Consider the following 21,159-nt stretch of genomic DNA (forward strand, 5'->3'; position numbering starts at 1 on the left):
CTTCTGAATCCGCTTCCAGTTCATGTAAGCTAGATGTCTAGTTATGAATACCGTAATTCAGATTAGTTCCATGCATGTACGTTTCTAGCAAAGTAGATGACTTTAGGAATATAGTTCTGTGTTCCCAAAAACAGCTAGCGTAAGCACCTTTTTCACCTACCATCTGCGCATTTCATCAAATAACTCTCACAGCTCTTATGACCTTCTTCCTATTTCGAGAATGAATTGCGAAATCTAGTATACTCATTCGCTCTGAACAAAAACTGAACAAAATCATATAGATTCATATTATCGTTTCTGAAGGGGCTTCCAGGGTAAGTGAAGGTACGGTAACATGTAATCTGTTGGTGGGAAAAACATATAGAGTGGAGTTCTCGCTATTTTTCATAGAACTATATTTAAGGGTGTGATTGAATGACTGTGGTTATCGGTGTTTTGGCCTTGATATTAGGATTGCTATGCGCGATCTGGCCTTACTTGGGATGGTATCTAAGATTGGGATGGAGACTTAAAGATGCGGAGCCAAGTGATTTGTCTTTAAGTGTTGACCGGATTCTAGGCGTTGTCTTGGTAATCATTGGTCTAGTACTGATCGTCTCCAGTTGCTCCACAGGCAGCAAATCCGATTACACGTGGGCGGAACAATTTAAAGAGAAACTTGATGCAGGGCAAGTGAAGGAAATCAGGATCGGCATGTTTAATCCCACAACATTAAGTGAGGAAGAAACAAATACCGTTGTGCAAATGATTCAAAACGCAGAACTTAGACCTTTTGAGTCAGGCAATGCCTTTGGAGCGAATAATACCGGGGAGATTACATTTATAAACGGAACTAGCGTAGAACTCGTGATTTGGGGCTCATCTGGAGGGATTGAACTGCATCCAGATGCTACTCAGACGCAGTATGAGATCATGAGTGAGGAATTGAAAAATTGGTTTATGACAAATTATAGTGATGAGTAGCATCTAACGTCGCTATACTCTTTAAAACTTCTCCACTTAACTATCTCAAGCTTGTATCACTGACCACTTATTTTTTCTAATGAAAAGTTTACAGCAAAATGACTATCCAGTTCGTAACATTGGATAGTCATTTCTTCACTATAGCTCTAGCTACGGCAAGAGCTCATTTCTTATTCCATGAATCCTTTAACGGGACAATTCGGTTGAATATTAGCCTATGATCGGAACTATACTTTTTATCAATACAGAAGTAGCCGTGTCGGAAGAATTGAAACTTCTGCTCTGGACGACCATGTAGTATGAAAGGTTCTATTAAAACATCCTGTATGGTGACCAACGATTCCGGGTTAATTAATGTACTCCAATCCCTCTCATCCGCCTTAGGAAGATCCTGATCCAGTAGCAGCTTCTCATAAAGATTCACATTTGCCTTTACAGCTTGATCCGCGGCAACCCAATGAATTGTGCCCTTCACCTTGCGACCGGTAAATCCTGTACCACTCTTGGTCAGTGGGTCATAGGTACAGTGAAGTTCTATAATTTCACCAGTGTCACGATCCTTGATTACTTCTTCACACTTGATGAAATAGGCTCCTTTTAGCCTTACCTCAGCATGAGGACTCAGCCTGTGAAAACCTTTTGATGGTTGCTCCATAAAATCATCACGCTCAATATAAATTGTTTTGGCAAAAGGAACTTCTCTCTTTCCGAGTGTCTCGTTTCCGACATTATTTTCAATCATTAACAGCTCTACCTCATCGCTTGGATAGTTGGTAATGACGACTTTTAGAGGATGCATGATTGCCATTACACTCACTGTTTTTTCTTTTAAATCCTGCCTGAGGCAATGATCCAAGAGCGAGATATCTGCTGTACTTTCCGTCCGAATACTACCAATGCTCTCAATAAAGCTACGAATGCTCTCTGGCGTAAATCCTCTTCTTCGAAGTCCTTGGATTGTCGGAAGCCTTGGGTCATCCCAGCCATCGACGTAACCCCCTTCGACCATTGGTCTCAAAAAGCGTTTACTTGTCACCACACCCGTTAAATTTAGCCGCCCAAATTCCCTTTGACGCGGAGGGTTAGCGAGACTAAGCTCTTGTAACACCCATTCGTATAAAGGACGATGGTCTTTAAATTCAATTGAACATAAGGAATAGGTGATACCTTCAATGGCATCTTGGATTGGGTGAGCGAAATCGTACATCGGAAAGATACACCAGTCCGTTCCTGTCCTGTAATGCGTAGCATGGATAATTCGGTAAATAACGGGATCTCTCATATTTATATTGGGCGAAGCCATATCTATTTTGGCACGAACAACCCTGGCGGCAGCCGGAAATTCTCCATTTTTCATTTTCTCAAACAGCTCCAGATTTTCCGCAACTGATCGGTCTCTATAAGGGCTATTCTTGCCAGGCTCTGTCAACGTTCCTCGATATTCCGCTACTTCATCGGGTGATAGGTCACAGACGTAAGCCTTCCCCCGCTTGATCAATTGAACCGCAGCCTCATAAATTTCATCTGAATAGTCTGATCCATAGTAGATGTGCCCACCCGGATCATATCCAAGCCACTTGATGTCCTCAATGATCACGTTAACGTACTCGATGTCTTCTTTAAGGGGATTCGTATCATCAAAGCGCAAATGAAATGTCCCGTTAAACGTTTGAGCTAGAGAATAATTCATGTGAATGGCATAAGCGCTTCCGATGTGAAGGTAACCATTAGGCTCTGGTGGAAAACGCGTGCACATGTGCCTGTCAAATGGATTTTGTTCAAGCTCTTCCTTAATCAACTTGTGCATAAAACCTTCCGTGTGATGTTCGTTCTCGTTAACCATGCTGACGCCTCCTAATGAATTGGATATGGACACAAATAAAAAAAACCTCACCTCCAAGACCTTATGTCTTGGGGACGAAATTTTCGTGGTGCCACCCCGGCTTCATTAATATGTCGCCATATTAACCTCTTCAAGTACGGCATGTAGCCATGCTTATACTCTAGCTCTATAACGGGAGCTCCCGTCATGCCATCCCCGCATATACGGTTCCTACCTGCTGCTCAGAGGCTTGTTTCTGGGTACAACTCTTGACTCCTTTTCAGCTACCGGAGCTCTCTGTGCAAGAACAGTTTCCCGTACTCTTCTCATCATCGCGTTTGATTATTACCTTCATAATATCAAATGATTCCCTTTTTTGTAAACTTCAATTCACAGCAGTAAGTACCTCATTAAAGCACCCTGGAAGTCAAATTCCTTTGTTTTCACACCATCACCCCAATAAATACTTCCAGGTAACTATTTATTAGTTCGTTTGTTAACTTCAATCGCAATGAACTCTGGCAAATAATTAGGCGTACAGCCCTTTGATACCATTTCGCCTTTATAAAGACCCGTTTGCTCACCCAGTTTAATACAACGCGCTCGATACTTTGGATCATAAACGCCGATCCAGCCTGCAATGAAATTCATAGCCCATTGAACTTCCGGTTCTTCCTGCGCAATATTAGCTTCAATTGCTGTGAGTAAGTCTTCGGTGTTATCAGGTGGTGCTTGTCCTGTCCATCTCAATCTCGCTTGATAATACCAGAACGTTCGCCTTTGAAGAGTAGAAGAGCTATATTCCCATGATTCCATCAATGCAATGGTCTTCTTGTCTTTGGTGAGCTGATTAGCCATTAACCAATCCATTAAGTTATTTCGCTCATCAAAAGTGTGAGTCTGCATATCCTGATCAAGCTTATCTAGCACTTCTTGTGAAAGGAGTTTTTTATCCATAATTAAGATTGCTAGTAGTCTAGGCAAGAATTCTTCGGTAGACCAAAGTTCCATAGCTAGTTCGTGATCTTTTTAATGTCCTTCGCAATTTTTCGTAAATCGCCTAGCTTCGTTTTGCTATTGATCTGTGATAGGATATTTGCTGCTTTTGAAGAACGTTTCATTTCTGAACCTTCATTCTTATTCATTTGACACCACAACTCCCTTATTAGAGCATTGTTTCATAGTATGTCCTGGTTGCAATACATCAATAACTTTATTCGTTATAAGTCTTACTGCTTACAAATGTAACATATCGAAGGTATGTAAGGTTCACTATGTTTTCTACAACGGCACGTATTTATGCTAGGTATAGCGTACCTTGATCTAATAAAACTATACCTGAACGTACCCTAGGCAATATACTGCAAATAAATGTGTTAAACTACAACGAGAAGTGCCTATCTATACGAAAGAACGCTATACAACCGGATGTAGGCAGATTATACGCCACATATTGAGAAAGGATCGCCATGAATAGTTCTCTGAAGCAACTGACGCAGTCATTATTAGTACCCGTCATTCCCGGTGGAATCATTACTATTCTTATATTTGTTTTGGATTACTTCTCATTCGAACTTGTTGAAAAATTTCTACTGTTTGCGGCTTTCGTCATTGTACCTCTTGTAATCTTGCTATTGAACTATGACGAAAAGAATAAGCAGCAACGAATGATTTATGCCGCTATGAAATGGCTTCAATTTCCCGCAGCACTTCTTACCCTGGCCTCTGTAATGAGCAGTAAGATATGGGGATTAGAAAGCACAGCAATACCAGGGATTCTCTCCCTTGGGTGGCTACTGTTCACGCTACTACTTGGCATCTATGGCTTAACCATCATTGTGATTGCGAAAGAAAAAGCAGCGGAAATAGCGATTGGCGCGGGGCTCGTTTATTTTTTTATCGGGGCATATGGTTTACGTTATATCAATATCAATTGAACCTCTTCCAAGCTAATCCTGCAACACACGCATTAAGCTCGGTTCACTTTCATTTCTCATCTGCGATCGTTCCGATTTTTATTGGTGCACTGGGCCGCATCATGACGAAGAAAAGCTGGTATCCCTGGGTCGTTGCCATCGATATCATCGGACCCATATTGATTGCGATTGGTATGATTTTCTCCAAGCCCATTGAATACATCGGTGTCACATTGTTCGCCTGCAATATTGTAATTTACACTGCTTATCTCCTTGCATACTTGAGGAAAAACGCTTTGGATACTAAGGCAACCTTCTTTTTAGGCCTTTCTTGCCTAGCCTTTTATACGGTTGTTGTGATTTCCATGTTCTATCCGTTACTTAAAAAAATGTTTTCCTTAACCATACTCGATTTCATTCCCATTTACGGATCTCTGCATGCGTTTGGTTTTGTCTTATGTGGGCTGATTGGATGGGTGTATATGGTAGACTTCATTAAGAAAAAGAAGCGTGTCACGGAGGATAGATCGGTTGATACATCTTGATGAGTGATTACATACAGAAACAAGCGACCTTCATCCTGTTCCCCTTGCAACAACATGAATTAGCGAATGCAATTTTTAGGCTAACCAATCGGCAAGAATGAAGTAGTTTAGCCAGGTTCGTGCTATAATGGTGTTCACCTGATTAACATTCATCATTCTGCCGAGATGGCGATGATTAAGGAGATTGAACTTTGACGAACAACCATGAAATTGGAGTAGTTAACGAACTACCGGAAAACTTTGAAGAGCTCAAACGAGCGGCTAATCGGTCTTCAAGCTGGAGAGACAGACTGAATGCAGTGAACGAATTGGGAAACTGGGATACAGCCCCTACCATTAAATTGCTGCAAAATGTTTTGAAAAATGATCAAGTGTTTCAAGTGCGCGAAGCCGCATATAGCAAGCTCAAACAGTTGGATGAAGATGTACAAATGCCTGTCCAGAACAAAGGCGATCTGTTTAAAGGTCTTAACAAAATCTTGCTACGGATTAAAAAAAGCCTTCCAGAAGGCCACACATTTGAGCAATTTAAGGAAAAACTGCAAAAGACACGTCTGGATATCTATGATACCTACGAAGGCGACAAAGATGCTGAGTTCGACTCTTGGCTCCATGGAATTTGGGAGACACTAGGTCGAAAATAGCCACCGCTCATCGTATTATAGCTAAGTACAAAGCCACTCCCAAAAAAATGGAGTGGCTTCTTTATTATTCTGGTATATAAGGAAGATCCAGCGTCTTCGGTACGTTGATGACATGCTTTTCTGTGTACGTGCGAATGCCTTCCGTGCCGTATTCACGGCCAATACCCGATTGCTTGAAGCCACCGAAAGGGAATCGAACGTCGAGCCCCTGTACAGCAGCTGTATTGATCATAGTCGTTCCAGCTTCAAGTTGACGTGCGACGGAGATGGCATCCTCTTCTTTTCCCCACACAGAACTCGTCAATCCATATATGCTTTCATTGTGTAGATGAATAACCTGCTCTTCATCGTCAAATGGTAGAATCGGAACCGTAGGGCCGAACTGTTCCTCCACCACAATCGGATCATGAACATCACAACCTAAAACCAGCGTAGGTTGCAGGTAGTAACCTTGTTCAAACAGCTTCTGATCCAGAATTTGACCGAGAGGGATGACCTTAGCCCCGCGCTTTTGCGCATCTTCAACCAAACCCTGTACATAATCTCGCTGCTTCAGGTTATTAACCGGACCTACCGTCGTATTAGAATCGAATGGATCACCAATCCGAATCCAGCGATTTGCTGCCTCTATATATTTTTCCACAAACGCATCATAAATAGAACGGTGTACATACACACGTTTGGCGATCATACAGATTTGGCCTGCTGTCAAGAAATTAGAAATGACAATCCGGCGCATTGCTCGCTCATCATGAACATCAAAGCTTTCCAAGAAGATAGCCGCATCATTACCACCAAGCTCCAGCGTCATATCCTTAATCGTTTCCGAGGCAGCTTTGATAATATGCTTCGCTGTTGCGGTTCCACCTGTAAAGGTGATTTTAGACACAAGAGGATGACTAGTCAGCTCAACGCCCACATCCGCATCACCATAAACGACATTGATTACACCAGCCGGGAACTCACTCGCGATAATCTCTGCCACTTTCGCCGCCGCTAATGGTGCAAATGGACTTGGTTTGAGCACAATCGTGTTGCCCGCAAGTAAGGCAGGAGCGATCTTAATCGTAGATAAAGCAATAGGGTAGTTCCAAGGACTAATCGCTGCCACCACACCCATTGGATCATAAGAAAGAATCGTTTTACCATGGTCATGCTCTTGGATCTCTTCCTGTAGAGCTGATTTAGCTTCATTACAAGCAAACTCCATCCACATTAACGATACATAAATTTCACCGTGTGCATCATACAGGGGCTTGCCATGCTCCCTAGACAGCAAATGAACAATTTCATTCTCAGCTGCTCTAATCTTCTCGATTGCCTTGCGCATCATGATAATGCGTTCATCTATGGAGGTCTGCTTCCAAGTTTTAAAAGCTCCTGCCGCCGCTTCAATCGCTTCAACCGCTTGTTCTTTCGTAGTGATAGGGACATAGCCTACGATCTCCGTTGGGTTTGTTGGGTTCTCTTTTGCCAACTGCGAAAGGGATTCTACATGTTGACCATTAATGAACGCTTCAACGATAACTGTCTCTTGGTCTGCTTGTATCGTCATTTTACATCCCCTCCGTTATATAAATGGAACGAAAAAATATTTACACTAGCCACTCCAATGACAGAATAACCTTCCGATCGCTGTTATCCCCAGATTTTTGTGATTCCTTTTTTATAAGGTAAAATCCGGGTATAAAGGCGAGCGCTTCGCTTCTTCAGGTTTTTTCTGCCCTCTCCGTTTTGTGTAAATGTTTAGTTAAATTTATATATAGCTATTAATTCCATACTTCTTCTGCAATTTCTTTCACATAACGAAGTTTCCGCCATTGTTGTTCTTCCGTTAGAATATTGCCTTCTTCCGTAGACGAAAAGCCACATTGTGGGCTCAAACAGAGTTGCTCAAGGGGTACATAGGTTGCCGCCTCTGCGATCCGAGCTTTAATGTGTTCTTTATCCTCTAGCTCACCTGATTTGGATGTAAGTAAACCAAGCACGATTTTCAAATCTTTACGATTTACATATTTTAATGGCTCGAAACTACCTGAGCGCTCATCATCAAATTCCAAAAATAACCCATCTACATTTAAGCCGCCAAAGATAACTTCAGAAGCGTAATCATAACCACCCGTTGAGAAATAGTTCGACTTATAGTTACCCCGACAAATATGCATCGTCACCACTAAATCTGCCGGTTTATGAGCTAACGTTTCATTAATCATCCGCTGCATCGTTTTCAATTCTTCTGCCGGTTCCAAGCCTTTAGCACGGAACTTATCATGACCCGCTTCTGAGAATAAGTCTGCCCATGCTGTATCATCTAATTGCAGATATCGACATCCCGCATCATAGAAGGCTTGAATAGCTTTTTGATACGCCGCAATCGTATCCTGAAGGAATTGCTCTCTGTTCGTATAGATATTGGCGCCATTCTCCAATCGGTATAGGAGCATGTTAGGACTTGGAATGGTCTGTTTCGCCACTGCGTCACCTGCGTGCTTTTTCAAAAACTTAAAATCCTCGACAAAGGGATGACTTGAGAAATCGACCTTACCAACAACACGAATCCCGCCCTTGCGCGTTTGCATGTTATGGAACTGAGGTCCATCAATTTGCTCATATAACTCTACGCCATCCAAGCCACCTAGAAAATCAAAGTGCCACCAGCTTCTGCGGAATTCACCATCCGTAACTGCGAATACGCCATTTTCCTTTTGCAGTTCAATAATTCGAATAATCTCTTTATCTTCCACAGTTCTTAATTCTTCATATGTGATGTTGCCTGATTTATATTGTTCACGCGCCTGACTTAAGTTTGCAGGACGTAAAAAGCTACCTACATGATCATTACGAAATGGTATCATAAAAAAATCTCCTTCTAACTTTTTAGTTTCCTGAGTATAGCATGATCAAGTGGGATGCTAGTTATATGAAAAATGCATGGCTGGTTATAGCTTTTAACAATAGCAAGGGGGACTCAAACAACAAAAAATCCACCTCTTGAAGAGGCTTTAAACTGCCGTACTTATATTGAGAGATTCATTACATTGAGTCGATTACGAAGCTAGTGGAAAGAACAAAGAAGGTCAACAGCTTCGAGTATTTTCCCAATGCATACCACATTTTTTCAACAATTTCTTTATATGCATGGTTGCTAGTCACTTCCATGACACCAATCAAAGAGATGGGGTAAGCAATAAAAAAACAATTTCAATTCCTGCAACGGCAAGCCATTCAAGCTAATTTACAGATGCGAAAGTCGATTGAATTATATTTAATTATTGACTTATTATGTAATTTATATATAATATATAACATATAAAATGTAAACACTTTATTATCCTTATAAACCAATTTTTGAACAGTTGGCCAACTTTCAAATATACCAAATTTTGAAGGGACGATCACAATGAAAAAGGTAGTTACAGCTTTATTGGTTACGGCATCCTTATTTGTAGGTAGCGTTTCATCTTTTGCATATTCTATAGATTCTTCAAATACAATTCCTACTAAAATGAATCCAGGAACCATAGTAGAGTATGACGAAACCAACCAAATGATTGTTATTGACCAAGGTAAACTAGTAACACTGCCTTCTATTTATCAAAGCCAAATAACCCAGTTCAGTTCAGCAAAGGTAGATATAGAACAACTACAATCAGAAGAAGAATTTGTTGAGCAAATCAAAGAAGAAGCTAAAGATTTACCGGTATATAAAATAGAAAATCCTCTTCCACAACCGGGGTTGAGAGTTTTATACGATGGCGAAGGTTATATAAAAGAATTTATATATCCTCAGGAAAACGTCTTCGCATTAGCAGCATATAAAGCATTACCTAGAGGAACTAGAAAGGCAGCCGGTACTTATACTTACGGTAGTAATAATAATAAAATCACAATAACATCCAGTACTGTTCTTGGAGAAGGCCGTTTTACAAATTTCACTGATACTACTGGTGAAAACAGCAATACACTCAAAAAAGGTGATGCTGCAACGAGGGGCGATATAGATAATCCTAAATATGAACAGGTACTGGATGCGCGAAACTTGGATAATAATGTATTTGCTAATGTTACCAAAAGAGATAACGGAGCACTTCCTGACGCTACATTAGATATTTGGAAAACAGGTGTAGAACTATTTGATTTAAAATGGTCTTCTTCTCTTTCATTTAAAGGTAGATACTTCTACTCATTCTAAATTTAAAGTATTAAAGGAGGGGGCGGAATTCTTCGCCTCCTTATCAAATTTTTAAAAGGGTGATCATTTATGCGAATAGAGTATTCGAAAAATTACTTCTTTCTATTTTTGTTTGTTTTACTCATTTTAATTTCAGGATGCAGTAATGATGCAACAAATGTAAAAAAACCTTCTGTCGATATAAAAAATACTGTTTCACAATCCCGTGAATATCTCTCCATCACTAACACCGAATACGTCAATGGAACAGATCCCAATGATGGAATGAAAATGAATGTGTATACATACGACTTACAGTCCAAAGCTCTCAACAAAATGACTGACTTACCATATAACTCTCAATATCCTCTGACCGTAGTTTCTTTGGCCGAAGACACCACCTATTATTCGGGCGAAGGCAAAAGTAAAGGCGACGAGTTATTCGCTTATGATATGAAAACACAGCAGGTGCAGCAATTAAGCTCCAATTTATTTGCGATTAATTCAATTATCCCGGATGTCACTGAGAATACACTAATGATGGCTGCTGTGCAAAAAGGAGAACGCCCTGTAAAAGTCATGTTTCTGGATAAAGCAACTCAAAAAATCTCGATATTAAATGAACAAGATTCAGATACGACCACATGGGACATCGCCTATGATCCGGAAACAGAAAAAGGATACGCCATTCAATATTCTGAGGATGAACAATACGAGCAGATGGAAAAGTCAAATCAGACCCAAAAACCGATGGTTCCACCGAGTCATACCATTATCGAAATTGATCCCGTATCGAAACAAACTCGTGCAATAATTAAACTTAAAGATGAACAGATTCTCACTCTATCTGCCAGAGGAAATCAGCTTCTCATAGCAACTGCAAAATACATTAATAAGATGCCTATCGGGTATAGTCTGGTGGATCTGCAGACAGGACAACGAAAGGAACTTCAGCTTCCGATTAAAGCCAGCAGTGAACTATTTCTGGACAAAGACGGTAACGGGTTTTATTTTCTCGGGGAAAAAGGAAATGGAAATACCGAGCGAGGTATTTATTTTTATGATATGAAAACGGACAAGATTGAGACTGTTTTCTTGCAAAAAGAAGGATTCATCAATAACTTCACGCTAGTATCTGAACTGAACTAATCTAACAAATGTCGTCAGAGCAGCTTTACTTGATTCACCATCCTGAAAGAAGCGCTAGAACTAAAAATGCCATTCAACACTTAGACTCTTTAGATCTATTAGATCAGGTCAGTACTAGAATAGAAGTAGCACGTCGGAATTCATTTATTGACAAAAAGTTATTTCAATTAAAAACATTTTAAATGAGTTAGTTAAAGAATTTCGGCAAAACGATCTAATGAATATACATCATAAATTTCGTCCTACTTATGGTACGGTTCACCGTATCGGTTGATATGGTAAAATAGAGTAAGGAAAAGGAGAGGTGTGTTGCCTCTCCTTTCATTTCTACTTATTCTGCTTTAATGCCCATCGAGTCAACCTGCCAGTTTTATCTTCTGCCGCATATGTTTTTCCACCACAATAAACAATACGACATTCATCAGTCAATAGTTCAATCTCTCTTTTATCATTTAAATAAGCTAAACCCTTTTTACGAAGGCTTGTGACAATATCATCTAAATCACGATTTTCTTTCTTTAGCCAGTCAACGAAAATATCTTCATCTACATTTAAAATCTCTCCATAACAAAGCCAATTGATAATCATATGTTCTTGATCATCAAGTTCAGCAGGAGTCCATTCATACATGTCCACTCTTTCTTCTAAATCTTTTTTCTCAACATAATGATAATTATATTCCCATCCTGTTTGGTTACCGATTTTTTTAGGTCGGGCAGAAATATAACGATGCAATACTTCGGCTTCCAAGTCTTCTCCAAAAATATCACTTGAAATATTATATCGATAAGTTAATCTTGTCCACAACAGTTCTAATAAATGTAGTAATGGATTGTGTGATGAGCTCGCATATACATCCCAAAAATCATTTTTATCGACATTTCCAATGTAAGGCATTGCGTTTAATTTCACGAGAGAACTATTCCTAGCCACGATTAAATTCGGGAAATTTATAGGCCCGAACCCCTTCTTTATATTCATAGAATCAGGGCTCATGTTGTCATCAAGATAGTTAATAAAAGACTCTCTTAAACTATATTCAGATGAATAACCGTAATATCCAAAAACTATTCTAAGCGGTAATAACTCTTCAATAATAAGAGTGTGATATAACATTTGCTCTGTTAGATTCAAGTTCACAAGTTGTGCTTTTTCTGGTAATTCCTTTTTTACAATCTGCTTATATGCATCTCTTACAGGATGTATTTCTATAGGATCATGATCACTAATTTCAAAAATCCTTCTCATCTTTTGATGTGAGTCAATTAAATCATCGAGATATAAATTCTTCTTCACTTCAATAACCGCTAATACCTGAGAACAAGAGTACACATAATCATTAGAATAAGGAAGCTTTTCCCCTTCACCTTCCACAATCATACAGTCTGTTTGGTGACTTAACTCCCCTTTACTATTCTTAATCATACCGGAAACAACACGGATATCTAAATTTTTCGGTAAACTCTTTTCTAGTATATCAGTTGTCAGACCTTCATACATTTGACCAATCATGGAACCATGTTTTACAAATTCGAAGTTCTTTATTGTTTCCTTCTCCTTATCCATTAAGTCCTTAAGCAAGTCAGCTACTGTTGTTAACATCGTATCCTCCTAGAAAACGTATTCTATAGTGTTGATGAATTAGTTTCACAATATCTGTTCAGCGTAAGCTAACTGCCTATGAATGTGATGAGTATTATAGAATCCCTATATGAATCTGCTACTATACTATGCTATCATATAATGGTTTATAGATGACAAGTTCACTTCGCGTGTCTGCTTTATATGTGCTTTACAACCTAACGGCAATGATATACTAAGCACATTATTTAAATCTAAGAGGTAAGATCGACATATTGGTGTTTCTCAACCTATGTGCCGCTAACCCGTCCATTGCATGACATATCAGAGCTTCTTTACTTGAATAGGTGTCAAGATCGCGGCCGTTCAGATGGATCTGGAGCCTCTCAAGCTTGGAGGTAGACACGTCTAGAAGACTGATACTGAACTGACTGCTTAAAAAGCTAAATTGAATTTGCCGGATAAAATTCAGCCAGATGATGGTGAACTTTTATCATTATCTTTAAGAACGTGAGGTAGCTTTTATATGAAGATCAGTGTGTATGCTGTCGGAGACAAGATGGAAAAGTTCTATCTTGAGGCCACTAAAGAATATGAGAAGCGACTGAGCCGCTACTGTAGTATTAAGCTTGTTCAGTTGAAGAAGATAGACGATCTGCAAAAGAAATTGAATCCCAACTCATTCGTTATAGTCATCACAACTTTGGGTAAGAGCATTTCTTCGGAAGAACTGGCGGTTAAGCTCGATCAAAACGCATCGTCAGGCGTCTCTGACATCTCCATAGTTGTTGGTGCAAATCCATCTGAATACAATGAAACTCTGACACTGAGTCAGATGGAGATGGACTTCGGGTTACAAACAACCGTTCTGGTTGAACAAATTTATCGAGCTTATCGCATCATCAACAATCATCCATACCACAAATAAATGGTTATATTATGGACAGCACTCACACATAGTTATATTACTTGCGTGAGTGCATCTTCATACAATTTATTGTAACTCATAATTCAATAACCGGATGCTCTAAAAAAATTTCCGCTAAAAGCTGTATGTCGTTTAATTGAGTTGAAATAGTTCTTCGCGAGATCAAATTCTCTGAATTGTGAGGTCCTAATCTCGCTTGTGGATGTATACAACGATTTCTACTTTCTCTCAATCCCTTTATTTTCTCCTCATCAAAAAATGCATTATATTGAGAAGCATGTTCGGCAACTTTCTTATCAAATACTAACCTATCGAATTCTTTAATACTTGTATCAAAAAAGTGCTCAATTACTTTAAAAAATTGCTCAAATCGCCTAAGTGGATTTTGTATGCGTAGTGCATCAGTATAAGTTGCTAGAACAGATGAATAATTAAATTTATCTTGATTCATAAACATTTCAGGATCAAGCTTATCTGGAATGTTCAGCATTCCCCCAATAGAACTGTAGCCAATAAGAGTTTCACTCCTTAAAAGCTCTTCTTCTTCAGTGTTTTCCGCCTCGTAGGTAGGGCTTTCCAAAAACAGTGACTCGGCATCCAACAATTGAAGTTTTGTTTGGACATAAACCGAATTAGAACAGAACGAAGCTATTCTATAGACCCTCATTTCTAGGTTGTCTTGTTCTTTAAAAACAAATCCATCTTCATTCTTACCAATCACTTCAACATTGCTTACTGAAATACAAACCCCTTTGAAAAGTCCGCTTTCGTTAGCCTCCCATTTGACCTTACAATCTTCTATATAAGAAGTCACTTCTTGATTGAAAGGCCGGCGAATCAACGGGTTAGCTTTGAGATAGTAGTTAATCTTCATCTCTTTCTCCTTCTACAATTTTGAATGCCTGCATGAAAAGTGTTTGCAATAAAACATTAAAAGCTATTCATATCATCGTTTCCTAATAATAAATTAAAACATAGGACTTCCACTGGCCATAATAATCTGTTGAGCCACTAACTTAATTAACTCAATGTCATACGTCAAATACTCAGCTTGTTTTGAAAAAGGTAAGATCATCTCAACGTTTTGATCTACGTCACTGGCTTTTGTATGGACAATTTTACAACGTATATCATATATCCGCTCCTTTAGGTTATTGATCAGCTCGTCATCATCTTGATTTTGAGTGAGCGGAACAGATGAAATCTGCTTACTGTGCTTTCCTTGCTCATTCTTCATAGAGAAAAAATCACTCTTTTTAGTACCCCTTAGAAAATCTCTGACTTCATCAGGGTTCACACACTCTCTTAAGGTTGATAACAATTGTGTTCTCTCGTTAGCAAACCCTCTGCCATTTAATCTTGGTCGAATCATAGTAATTAATTTTGTTAAATCCTCATCCTTGTCTTCATCGAAAACTGGATTTTTTAATATTTTCTTCAACATCTTCTTTGCATCAAGTTCAGTGTACATTGGAAAATAGAATTCAATTGCCTGATAGAAAGCAAGATATTGTAACAAAGGCATCTTTGTAGCACTTCTAGCGTACCAATACAAAGAAATAGCATCATTGTTATATTTCATCTTTGGAAACTTCAACTCAGCAACATTGGCTTTCTGAGGCATTACACCGCCTATCCCAATTGAGCTTCTCTTAGAAAGCATCAAAGGAAGTTTAAATCTCAAGTCAATTTGGAAAAAAAGTGAATCACTAATTCTTTTTAATAGTTCTACTGCCTTGTCATGTTGATTTATATTTACTCCCCTGATTTTTATAGAAACAGGAGAATTTCTTCTCATTTCTTTTTTCATTAACAAAGATAGTTCTTTTGACCAGCCACTTAATTCAATGGTTACATGCCCAATGTCACTTTCCTGGCTTAAAACAATGGGTTCACTTGCTAATGTAGATTGGAATTCACCAAACAATCTTCGGTTAATAAAACCGTTATGTTGGCTAATGTATACATGTTCAATGCTGGCCTCTATCATTTTATTTTCATATGAGCATATTGCTGTATAGTGTTTTAAGACAGTGTATCTCTCAAAATCAAATTCCAAGAAGTTAAGAGCAATGGATTCTTCATCTAATGCAACTTCATACTTATCCCTTCCGGAATTCATTTTCAATAAAAATTCACCTGCCTCAGTAACGTACTCAACATTGGATGTAGTACAGCGAGCAATTAGTTCAGCCTTTGTACTTTCACTAATACGCTCTTTTGCTGTTTTGACCGCCGCTTGCATTGACCTCTCATCCATTACCAAATCATACATCTCCTTCGCAAATGGAAAGTTGAAAAAAGAAGAGGGGCTTCCCCCTCTCCCTAAATGTTATCCATGAATTCTTCAAATGCCTTTGTCCAAACAGCAATATGTCGACCATCATCTTCTAATGGTGCTGTGCTGAATCTTGATTGTAACAACAGTTGGTTTGCTTCGGCAGATTGGAGCCATTCAAGGGTATAATCAAATCTTGCCTGCATGTCTGACAGATCAATAGTCGATAACTCGTTACTCGCTCTAACTAACCTTTCAATTTTATGAATTGTGGCCGTAGTAACGTTGTTCAAACTTTCACGCCATAATGGTACATCATTGGCTGATAATCCATCTTTCAAAGCGTTCAATAAATCTTCGCTCGCTTCTGTATGATCATTCATTAAGAGCCTTAATAATTTGCCATCCCTTAACTTAGATAGATCACGATCTGTCAAAAATTCAAGCAAAAGTGTATGAGAATAAAATCTTGGGTAGGCTCCCCCTCCACCTTCTTCAAGGAAATCATCCAGATTCATTCTTCTAGTTTTATTCGTATAGCCACCCGCAAAACCTGTAGCCCCCACGGCTAAACAAGCATAGCCGAATGCGTCAGCGAAATTCACCATAACAATCTTTTCATTTTGAGCCCCTACAATATGACTGATATAAAGAAGAGTTTCAGCAACTCTTTTGTGATTAGTTCTAATAGAGCCATTTCCCGTTTGTACAGGAAGCACATAGATACCATCCAGTTCTTCTCTTGCTGAAAGATTATCAATAATAGTTTGAATGACTTTATTTTCGAGTGGATTTTGATGAAGTACAATGTTATCCGTGAAGGCAACTGTTGCTAACATACTGTGATCATACTCTGCTTTTAGTTCTATCGCGGCGTCAATCCAATTGAGTTGAAGTGCAAATTCATCCTCGGAGTCTTCAACTAATGGTGTAGGAATTATTAAATGAGTCACACCAAGGCCTACTTGGAAATCAAAACAGCCTCTCAAGCTATCAAGTATTTCCTCTTTTATAACAGGCAAAGTATATGGCCATGCCATAGATGTTTTGTGGTCATCAAACCATTCTCTTTGAGTTTGAATTTGACTATCAAACTCGTACTCACTCCCCCAAACCAGGGATATGTCGATAATCTAGCACATGTATTATTGCAATTATCAAAATTTAAACCAGATAGATATAACTGGGGATCAAAGAGCAAGCAATCAGGTGTGACTGACAAATTTCTTCTTGTGGCCTGTGCTTTATGTACACCGCTTGCATTAATCACCACACCATCAACACGATCATGATTAGTCCACTTGTAGCCAACATTGAGTAAAAACATCAAATCACCTCTTCGATAAGACTTAGAATTTGTTTACATGATGACGGCCTTCTTACTGGGTTGGCCTGTAACATCCACCTAAGAGCTTGTTCAAGCCGCGAGTCCACCTCTACAAATTCACTCAAGGGAAGTGGTTCCATATTCCCAATATGGAACTGATTCTTATGGAATGGATGTACTCCTGCCAAAGCTTCATAAACAACAATCCCCAAAGCAAAAAGGTCAACTCTTAATGTGAAATTCTTTCGTCCGCGAAGCTGTTCAGGAGCCATGTATCCCAGTGTACCCATAATCATCCCAGCCATTGTAATCGTCTGAGTGTCAAGGTGCTTGGCTAGACCTAAATCTATAAGTTGAAACTCACCCGAAATAGAACACATGATATTTGCCGGTTTAATATCACAGTGGACAATTCTTAACTCCCACATTTCTTCTATTGCAAACAACATCTGCTTAAGGAGTTTAGCCGCTTCAGATTGACTAAGAGTGGCCTTCTCTAAATACTTCTTGAGATCTGTTCCAGGCACATATTCTGTAGCAACAAAAAAACATTCCCTTCCTCTCAGAGCTAAGCTTCCATGGTCAACTAATCTTGCTAAGTGCGGGGACTTAGTTTTTTCAAGTTTGGCAACTTCAAGTTCAGCACGTTTTATAAGTTGATCTGGTGAATACACCTTTACAGCTATCTCTTGAGAATCATGACTAAGTACTGCTTTAAATACCGTCCCCTGACCTCCATCACCAATCGGAGAAAGGAACAAGAATTGCTCTCCTATAGAAGTGCCGTTGAGTTCATCAACTGTAATCTCAGGAGTAAATGGTTTGCTCATCAAAATTTCCCCTTGTTTATTGAATAAAGCCCCATTTAGAATTTTGGCATATTAAATCTCTACAAAGTCGAAGTCTTTGAAGTCTGAAATCAGAGTACTTATATGACTTATTCTTTTTAGGCTCAAAAAGAATTGTGACTGTACTGTTAGCACTTACACTCATCAAACCAATATTCGCATCCATAAATTTCTGCACAATTTCCGGTTTGAACTGCATTCCCTGATCCATAGCCACGTAAGAGTAATCAGCAAAATTCAAGTTATATACTGCTTGATCTAATGCTTCTTGCCACTTAACAAGTTTGGCTTCTATAGCTACAACATATGTTGGCGAAACAGTGGACCAGCCCGTTGAAGAATAGGTATATTTGGATATCCGCTGAACCAGTTCAAGTTCCAAGAAACGATTTAAGTAAGAATCCTTAATTCTTTCAGGTTTCATCCTCAAAATTTTGCTCAGCCGCTGTATTGATATCCCCTTTTGGTGTGTCATAAAAATAGCTAAGACATCTAGCTGAGACATGTTTAGCTTTTTTAAAGAGCGTTTGTAATCATTGTTGTTTAAAGTGTTTGTATCCGCATGTATCGGAGCAAACAAGAGATCGACAATTCGATGATTCACTGGAAGCTCTTCTGCAACAGCAATCAAGCTGTCCACCTCTTTATTTAGTAAAGTCTCGTATTGGGACTTAATGATAGGGATCATTTCCATCTCTAAAGCGAATTCCATAATAATTACCTCTTTCCGTTGGATTGTATCCAGCTTAGTAGTTAATTTGCCCTACAAATCCTCCGAATATAGTCCATAGTACCCCATTAGGGAAAAAGTGTAAATACCACCCTGTGATGGGATTATTGGGCGGTAAGTGAATGAAACTGTAGGCAGCTCTCCGCCACCCCCACTTTTCAGCGAATTATATATAAATTCAACATATACTGGCCCATATCCTTGCTCACGCTCAGGCTTGACCTAATTATACTATTTCATATATTCGCTTTTTAATTATTTTGTAACAGAGGTACTATTCAGAATACCCAACCTCGCGGCGATAGACTATAGACAGCAAACAGCGGAAAAGACAACTGCATCCTCTCCGCTGTTTATATTATTCATCCACATTAATCTATCCGTATCCTCACGCTGTCTTCTTCAAGCTTCCCTCTCAGATTATCATTCTTTATTACATAGTGCATATTCAGAAAGTCTTTCTCACAAATCAGCCCCGCTTCTGGAGTATTTTAATCTTCTGTGCTGAGAGTAACAAGTTCGTCAGAAAGCCTTTATAATGACAATTTTACTTAAAGAATGAATTACTGTGCTTCTGAGAAACAACTTGGTAGTAATTTTAATTAAAGGCCTTGGCTTCCTCGAACCACCTACAAAAACACTACAAAAAAGCCATAATTACAGCTTGCTAACCTTCATCCAAGACGAAAAATGATGATCTCTTGCATAACTCAATCTATTTATTGTATAAAATCCTATTTTGTAACACAGTCCTGAATAAATAATATCAATGTTCCTGTTCTTTGAGCAATTGATAGATTTCCGTATGTCCTAATTCCTCAGCAATCTGAAGTATACTCTTCTCTCCTTCGATAAATCTGTTACTATCAGCTCCGTGTTTTAGCAATAGCTGCACCATGTTAATTGAGCCTAATTCTACTGCAATTTGGAGCGGTGAGGATAAAGGGGTTCCCATTTCAGGATCTGCTCCATGATCAAGCAATTGGCTCACTAACTCTACTTCATCATCCTGAACAAGTATGGACAACGGGGTTTCTCCTCTGAAAAAGTAATCTGGATCAGCACCGTACTGAATTAAGAGGCTTATCAAAGCAACGTTTTTATTACGGGCAGCCGCTATTATTGATGAAGAATTGGCAGGATCGGCCCCTTGATCCAGCAAACGGACTACTTCATTATAATTATCATCGGCTACAGCATAGTACAAATCTTCATCGAGAGCATCACTTACATCTATAGAGTTTTCTGCCTGTTGTAATTGTCCTTTAATCACTCCCATAATTTCAATCAGATTCATATGGGCATATTTGCTGTCCCCATATAGGGCAATCACTAGCTCAGTTATAATCGGAGAATCCTGATCTATAATAATTGGAGTGCCATCCACTTGTAAATTTTCTTGTTCCCAGCTCTTCATCAAGCCTGCAACGATAACCACCAGACGTTCATACCCTACCATTTCACTCCAGTTATAACCGTTGATCTCAGTTGCAATAGCTGTCCATTCTTTCTTGTACTCAGTTGTGTCACTAGATGTAGAGTTCACCGTTGTTGCCAGAGATGTATTCATATTCTCAGTTTGCTCTCTTCGTATATTTTGACTCAGACTATCTGAAACAGCTCGGAAAGTTGTAAAGAAATTAAACATAAAGCTTATGATGGCAATGAGGGTTGGCAGAAGAATTAGTATAAAAGGTAGAGCTAGATTGACGCCTCCTGCTTTGACAATATCACGTTCGCCTGATAAGACATGTTCAACAACTTGGTGGACACGGTCAATTTTACGTTTGGTATGACGTAAGTAAAGTTGATTGCCTGTTGTACCGATTATCACTTTGAAGATACTATACATGACTGTACCTGTTATTACTGGGGCGACCAATGAGTTAGACATGTTTGATACCATAGTTCCAATTAAATAAATGCTAAAGTAAACCACTGCTAGGTAGATAAAGAAGTACCTATACATTCTTCTGTAGAGCAACCAGTAGAAATCAAAGATAAACGCTGCCCAGTTCCATGCACTGTCCTCTCTCCATTTTTGTAGATATGTATCTTCATTCTTGCCAATGAATAAGGACAACTCCCCTTCGGATATCCCCATAATCATTTCTTCAGTAGTTGGCACATCATCCGTATTTTCTTCATTCAACTGAGACAGCACATACCAAATATCTGAGTCTTCCAGTTTACGATGATTCATCTTGTCGCCTCCGTCATTGATAAAAAACGGACTGGTTTCAGCCCGTTTTATAAA

At 39.1% G+C, this 21,159-nt stretch carries 15 protein-coding genes, 2 pseudogenes and 1 other annotated feature; of the genes and pseudogenes, 6 read left to right on the forward strand and 11 right to left on the reverse strand.

Features of this window, described 5'->3' with window-relative positions; genetic code table 11:
- Positions 1-414: 414 nt before the first annotated feature.
- Complete coding sequence (locus DMB88_RS29715) at positions 415-963, forward strand: DUF6199 family natural product biosynthesis protein (RefSeq protein ID WP_128104190.1); 549 nt, start codon at positions 415-417, stop codon at positions 961-963.
- Between the two features lie 163 nt (positions 964-1,126).
- Here DMB88_RS29715 and DMB88_RS29720 read toward each other — a convergent pair whose 3' ends face one another.
- Positions 1,127-2,806 carry a glutamine--tRNA ligase/YqeY domain fusion protein gene (locus DMB88_RS29720; RefSeq protein ID WP_128104191.1) on the reverse strand — a complete coding sequence of 560 codons (1,680 nt, stop codon included), beginning with the start codon at positions 2,804-2,806 and terminating at the stop codon, positions 1,127-1,129.
- Positions 2,807-2,873: 67 nt separating this feature from the next.
- Positions 2,874-3,127, reverse strand: a binding site (T-box leader).
- A 135-nt stretch (positions 3,128-3,262) separates the two neighbouring features.
- A pseudogene (locus DMB88_RS29725) lies at positions 3,263-3,930 on the reverse strand (DNA alkylation repair protein).
- 324 nt (positions 3,931-4,254) lie between these two features.
- Here DMB88_RS29725 and DMB88_RS29730 point away from each other — a divergent pair.
- Both DMB88_RS29730 and DMB88_RS29735 read left to right on the forward strand, forming a co-directional pair.
- Positions 4,255-5,246, forward strand: a pseudogene (locus DMB88_RS29730) (YndJ family transporter).
- A gap of 191 nt (positions 5,247-5,437) precedes the next feature.
- A complete protein-coding gene (locus DMB88_RS29735) occupies positions 5,438-5,890 on the forward strand; it encodes a HEAT repeat domain-containing protein (protein WP_128104192.1) in 453 nt (150 codons plus the stop codon).
- 64 nt (positions 5,891-5,954) lie between these two features.
- Here the strand turns inward: DMB88_RS29735 and DMB88_RS29740 are convergent, their stop codons facing one another.
- Both DMB88_RS29740 and DMB88_RS29745 read right to left on the reverse strand, forming a co-directional pair.
- Positions 5,955-7,445, reverse strand: coding sequence for an aldehyde dehydrogenase family protein (locus tag DMB88_RS29740; protein WP_128104193.1), 1,491 nt, complete (start codon positions 7,443-7,445; stop codon positions 5,955-5,957).
- A gap of 214 nt (positions 7,446-7,659) precedes the next feature.
- The gene (locus tag DMB88_RS29745; RefSeq protein ID WP_128104194.1) at positions 7,660-8,745 is read right to left on the reverse strand and encodes a 5-methyltetrahydropteroyltriglutamate--homocysteine S-methyltransferase; all 1,086 of its coding nucleotides are present in this window, start codon (positions 8,743-8,745) and stop codon (positions 7,660-7,662) included.
- A 545-nt stretch (positions 8,746-9,290) separates the two neighbouring features.
- On the opposite strand from DMB88_RS29745, the gene DMB88_RS29750 reads away from it, so the two are divergent.
- Together DMB88_RS29750 and DMB88_RS31670 are read left to right on the forward strand one after the other, a co-directional pair.
- On the forward strand, positions 9,291-10,082 hold the full coding sequence (locus DMB88_RS29750; protein ID WP_128104195.1) for a hypothetical protein: 792 nt from the start codon (positions 9,291-9,293) through the stop codon (positions 10,080-10,082).
- 69 nt (positions 10,083-10,151) lie between these two features.
- A complete protein-coding gene (locus tag DMB88_RS31670) occupies positions 10,152-11,210 on the forward strand; it encodes a hypothetical protein (RefSeq protein ID WP_254438398.1) in 1,059 nt (352 codons plus the stop codon).
- 327 nt (positions 11,211-11,537) lie between these two features.
- Here the strand turns inward: DMB88_RS31670 and DMB88_RS29760 are convergent, their stop codons facing one another.
- Positions 11,538-12,812 (reverse strand): DUF6602 domain-containing protein, encoded by a 1,275-nt coding sequence (locus tag DMB88_RS29760; RefSeq protein ID WP_128104196.1) that lies wholly within the window; start codon positions 12,810-12,812, stop codon positions 11,538-11,540.
- Between the two features lie 505 nt (positions 12,813-13,317).
- On the opposite strand from DMB88_RS29760, the gene DMB88_RS29765 reads away from it, so the two are divergent.
- Positions 13,318-13,719, forward strand: a complete 402-nt coding sequence (locus DMB88_RS29765) for a 23S rRNA (pseudouridine(1915)-N(3))-methyltransferase RlmH (RefSeq protein WP_128104197.1) — start codon at positions 13,318-13,320, stop codon at positions 13,717-13,719.
- Between the two features lie 76 nt (positions 13,720-13,795).
- On the opposite strand, the gene DMB88_RS29770 is transcribed toward DMB88_RS29765, so the two are convergent.
- The 6 genes from DMB88_RS29770 to DMB88_RS29795 all read right to left on the reverse strand — a co-directional run bounded on the left by DMB88_RS29770 (position 13,796) and on the right by DMB88_RS29795 (position 21,105).
- Positions 13,796-14,593, reverse strand: a complete 798-nt coding sequence (locus tag DMB88_RS29770; protein ID WP_128104198.1) for a hypothetical protein — start codon at positions 14,591-14,593, stop codon at positions 13,796-13,798.
- A 93-nt stretch (positions 14,594-14,686) separates the two neighbouring features.
- On the reverse strand, positions 14,687-15,985 hold the full coding sequence (locus DMB88_RS29775) for a hypothetical protein (protein ID WP_128104199.1): 1,299 nt from the start codon (positions 15,983-15,985) through the stop codon (positions 14,687-14,689).
- A 59-nt stretch (positions 15,986-16,044) separates the two neighbouring features.
- Positions 16,045-17,037 (reverse strand): hypothetical protein, encoded by a 993-nt coding sequence (locus tag DMB88_RS29780; protein ID WP_128104200.1) that lies wholly within the window; start codon positions 17,035-17,037, stop codon positions 16,045-16,047.
- A 286-nt stretch (positions 17,038-17,323) separates the two neighbouring features.
- Entirely contained in the window at positions 17,324-18,154 is an 831-nt protein-coding gene (locus DMB88_RS29785; protein ID WP_128104201.1) for a serine/threonine protein kinase, read from the reverse strand.
- Positions 18,155-18,170: 16 nt separating this feature from the next.
- Entirely contained in the window at positions 18,171-18,884 is a 714-nt protein-coding gene (locus tag DMB88_RS29790; protein WP_128104202.1) for a hypothetical protein, read from the reverse strand.
- 784 nt (positions 18,885-19,668) lie between these two features.
- Positions 19,669-21,105: an ankyrin repeat domain-containing protein gene (locus tag DMB88_RS29795; protein WP_128104203.1), complete on the reverse strand. Its 1,437-nt coding sequence runs from the start codon at positions 21,103-21,105 to the stop codon at positions 19,669-19,671.
- Between the last annotated feature and the right edge of the window lie 54 nt (positions 21,106-21,159).

It is taken from the genome of Paenibacillus sp. DCT19, assembly GCF_003268635.1.
Taxonomy (GTDB): Bacteria; Bacillota; Bacilli; order Paenibacillales; family Paenibacillaceae; genus Paenibacillus.

Excerpts from the sequence above, each read along its gene's own strand:
- DMB88_RS29715 (WP_128104190.1), top strand. The coding sequence starts at position 415 with ATGACTGTGGTTATCGGTGTTTTGGCCTTGATATTAGGATTGCTATGC.
- DMB88_RS29720 (WP_128104191.1), bottom strand. The coding sequence starts at position 2,806 with ATGGTTAACGAGAACGAACATCACACGGAAGGTTTTATGCACAAGTTG.
- DMB88_RS29740 (WP_128104193.1), bottom strand. The coding sequence starts at position 7,445 with ATGACGATACAAGCAGACCAAGAGACAGTTATCGTTGAAGCGTTCATT.
- DMB88_RS29745 (WP_128104194.1), bottom strand. The coding sequence starts at position 8,745 with ATGATACCATTTCGTAATGATCATGTAGGTAGCTTTTTACGTCCTGCA.
- DMB88_RS29750 (WP_128104195.1), top strand. The coding sequence starts at position 9,291 with ATGAAAAAGGTAGTTACAGCTTTATTGGTTACGGCATCCTTATTTGTA.
- DMB88_RS31670 (WP_254438398.1), top strand. The coding sequence starts at position 10,152 with ATGCGAATAGAGTATTCGAAAAATTACTTCTTTCTATTTTTGTTTGTT.
- DMB88_RS29760 (WP_128104196.1), bottom strand. The coding sequence starts at position 12,812 with ATGTTAACAACAGTAGCTGACTTGCTTAAGGACTTAATGGATAAGGAG.
- DMB88_RS29765 (WP_128104197.1), top strand. The coding sequence starts at position 13,318 with ATGAAGATCAGTGTGTATGCTGTCGGAGACAAGATGGAAAAGTTCTAT.
- DMB88_RS29770 (WP_128104198.1), bottom strand. The coding sequence starts at position 14,593 with ATGAAGATTAACTACTATCTCAAAGCTAACCCGTTGATTCGCCGGCCT.
- DMB88_RS29780 (WP_128104200.1), bottom strand. The coding sequence starts at position 17,037 with ATGGCATGGCCATATACTTTGCCTGTTATAAAAGAGGAAATACTTGAT.
- DMB88_RS29785 (WP_128104201.1), bottom strand. The coding sequence starts at position 18,154 with ATGAGCAAACCATTTACTCCTGAGATTACAGTTGATGAACTCAACGGC.
- DMB88_RS29790 (WP_128104202.1), bottom strand. The coding sequence starts at position 18,884 with ATGGAATTCGCTTTAGAGATGGAAATGATCCCTATCATTAAGTCCCAA.
- DMB88_RS29795 (WP_128104203.1), bottom strand. The coding sequence starts at position 21,105 with ATGAATCATCGTAAACTGGAAGACTCAGATATTTGGTATGTGCTGTCT.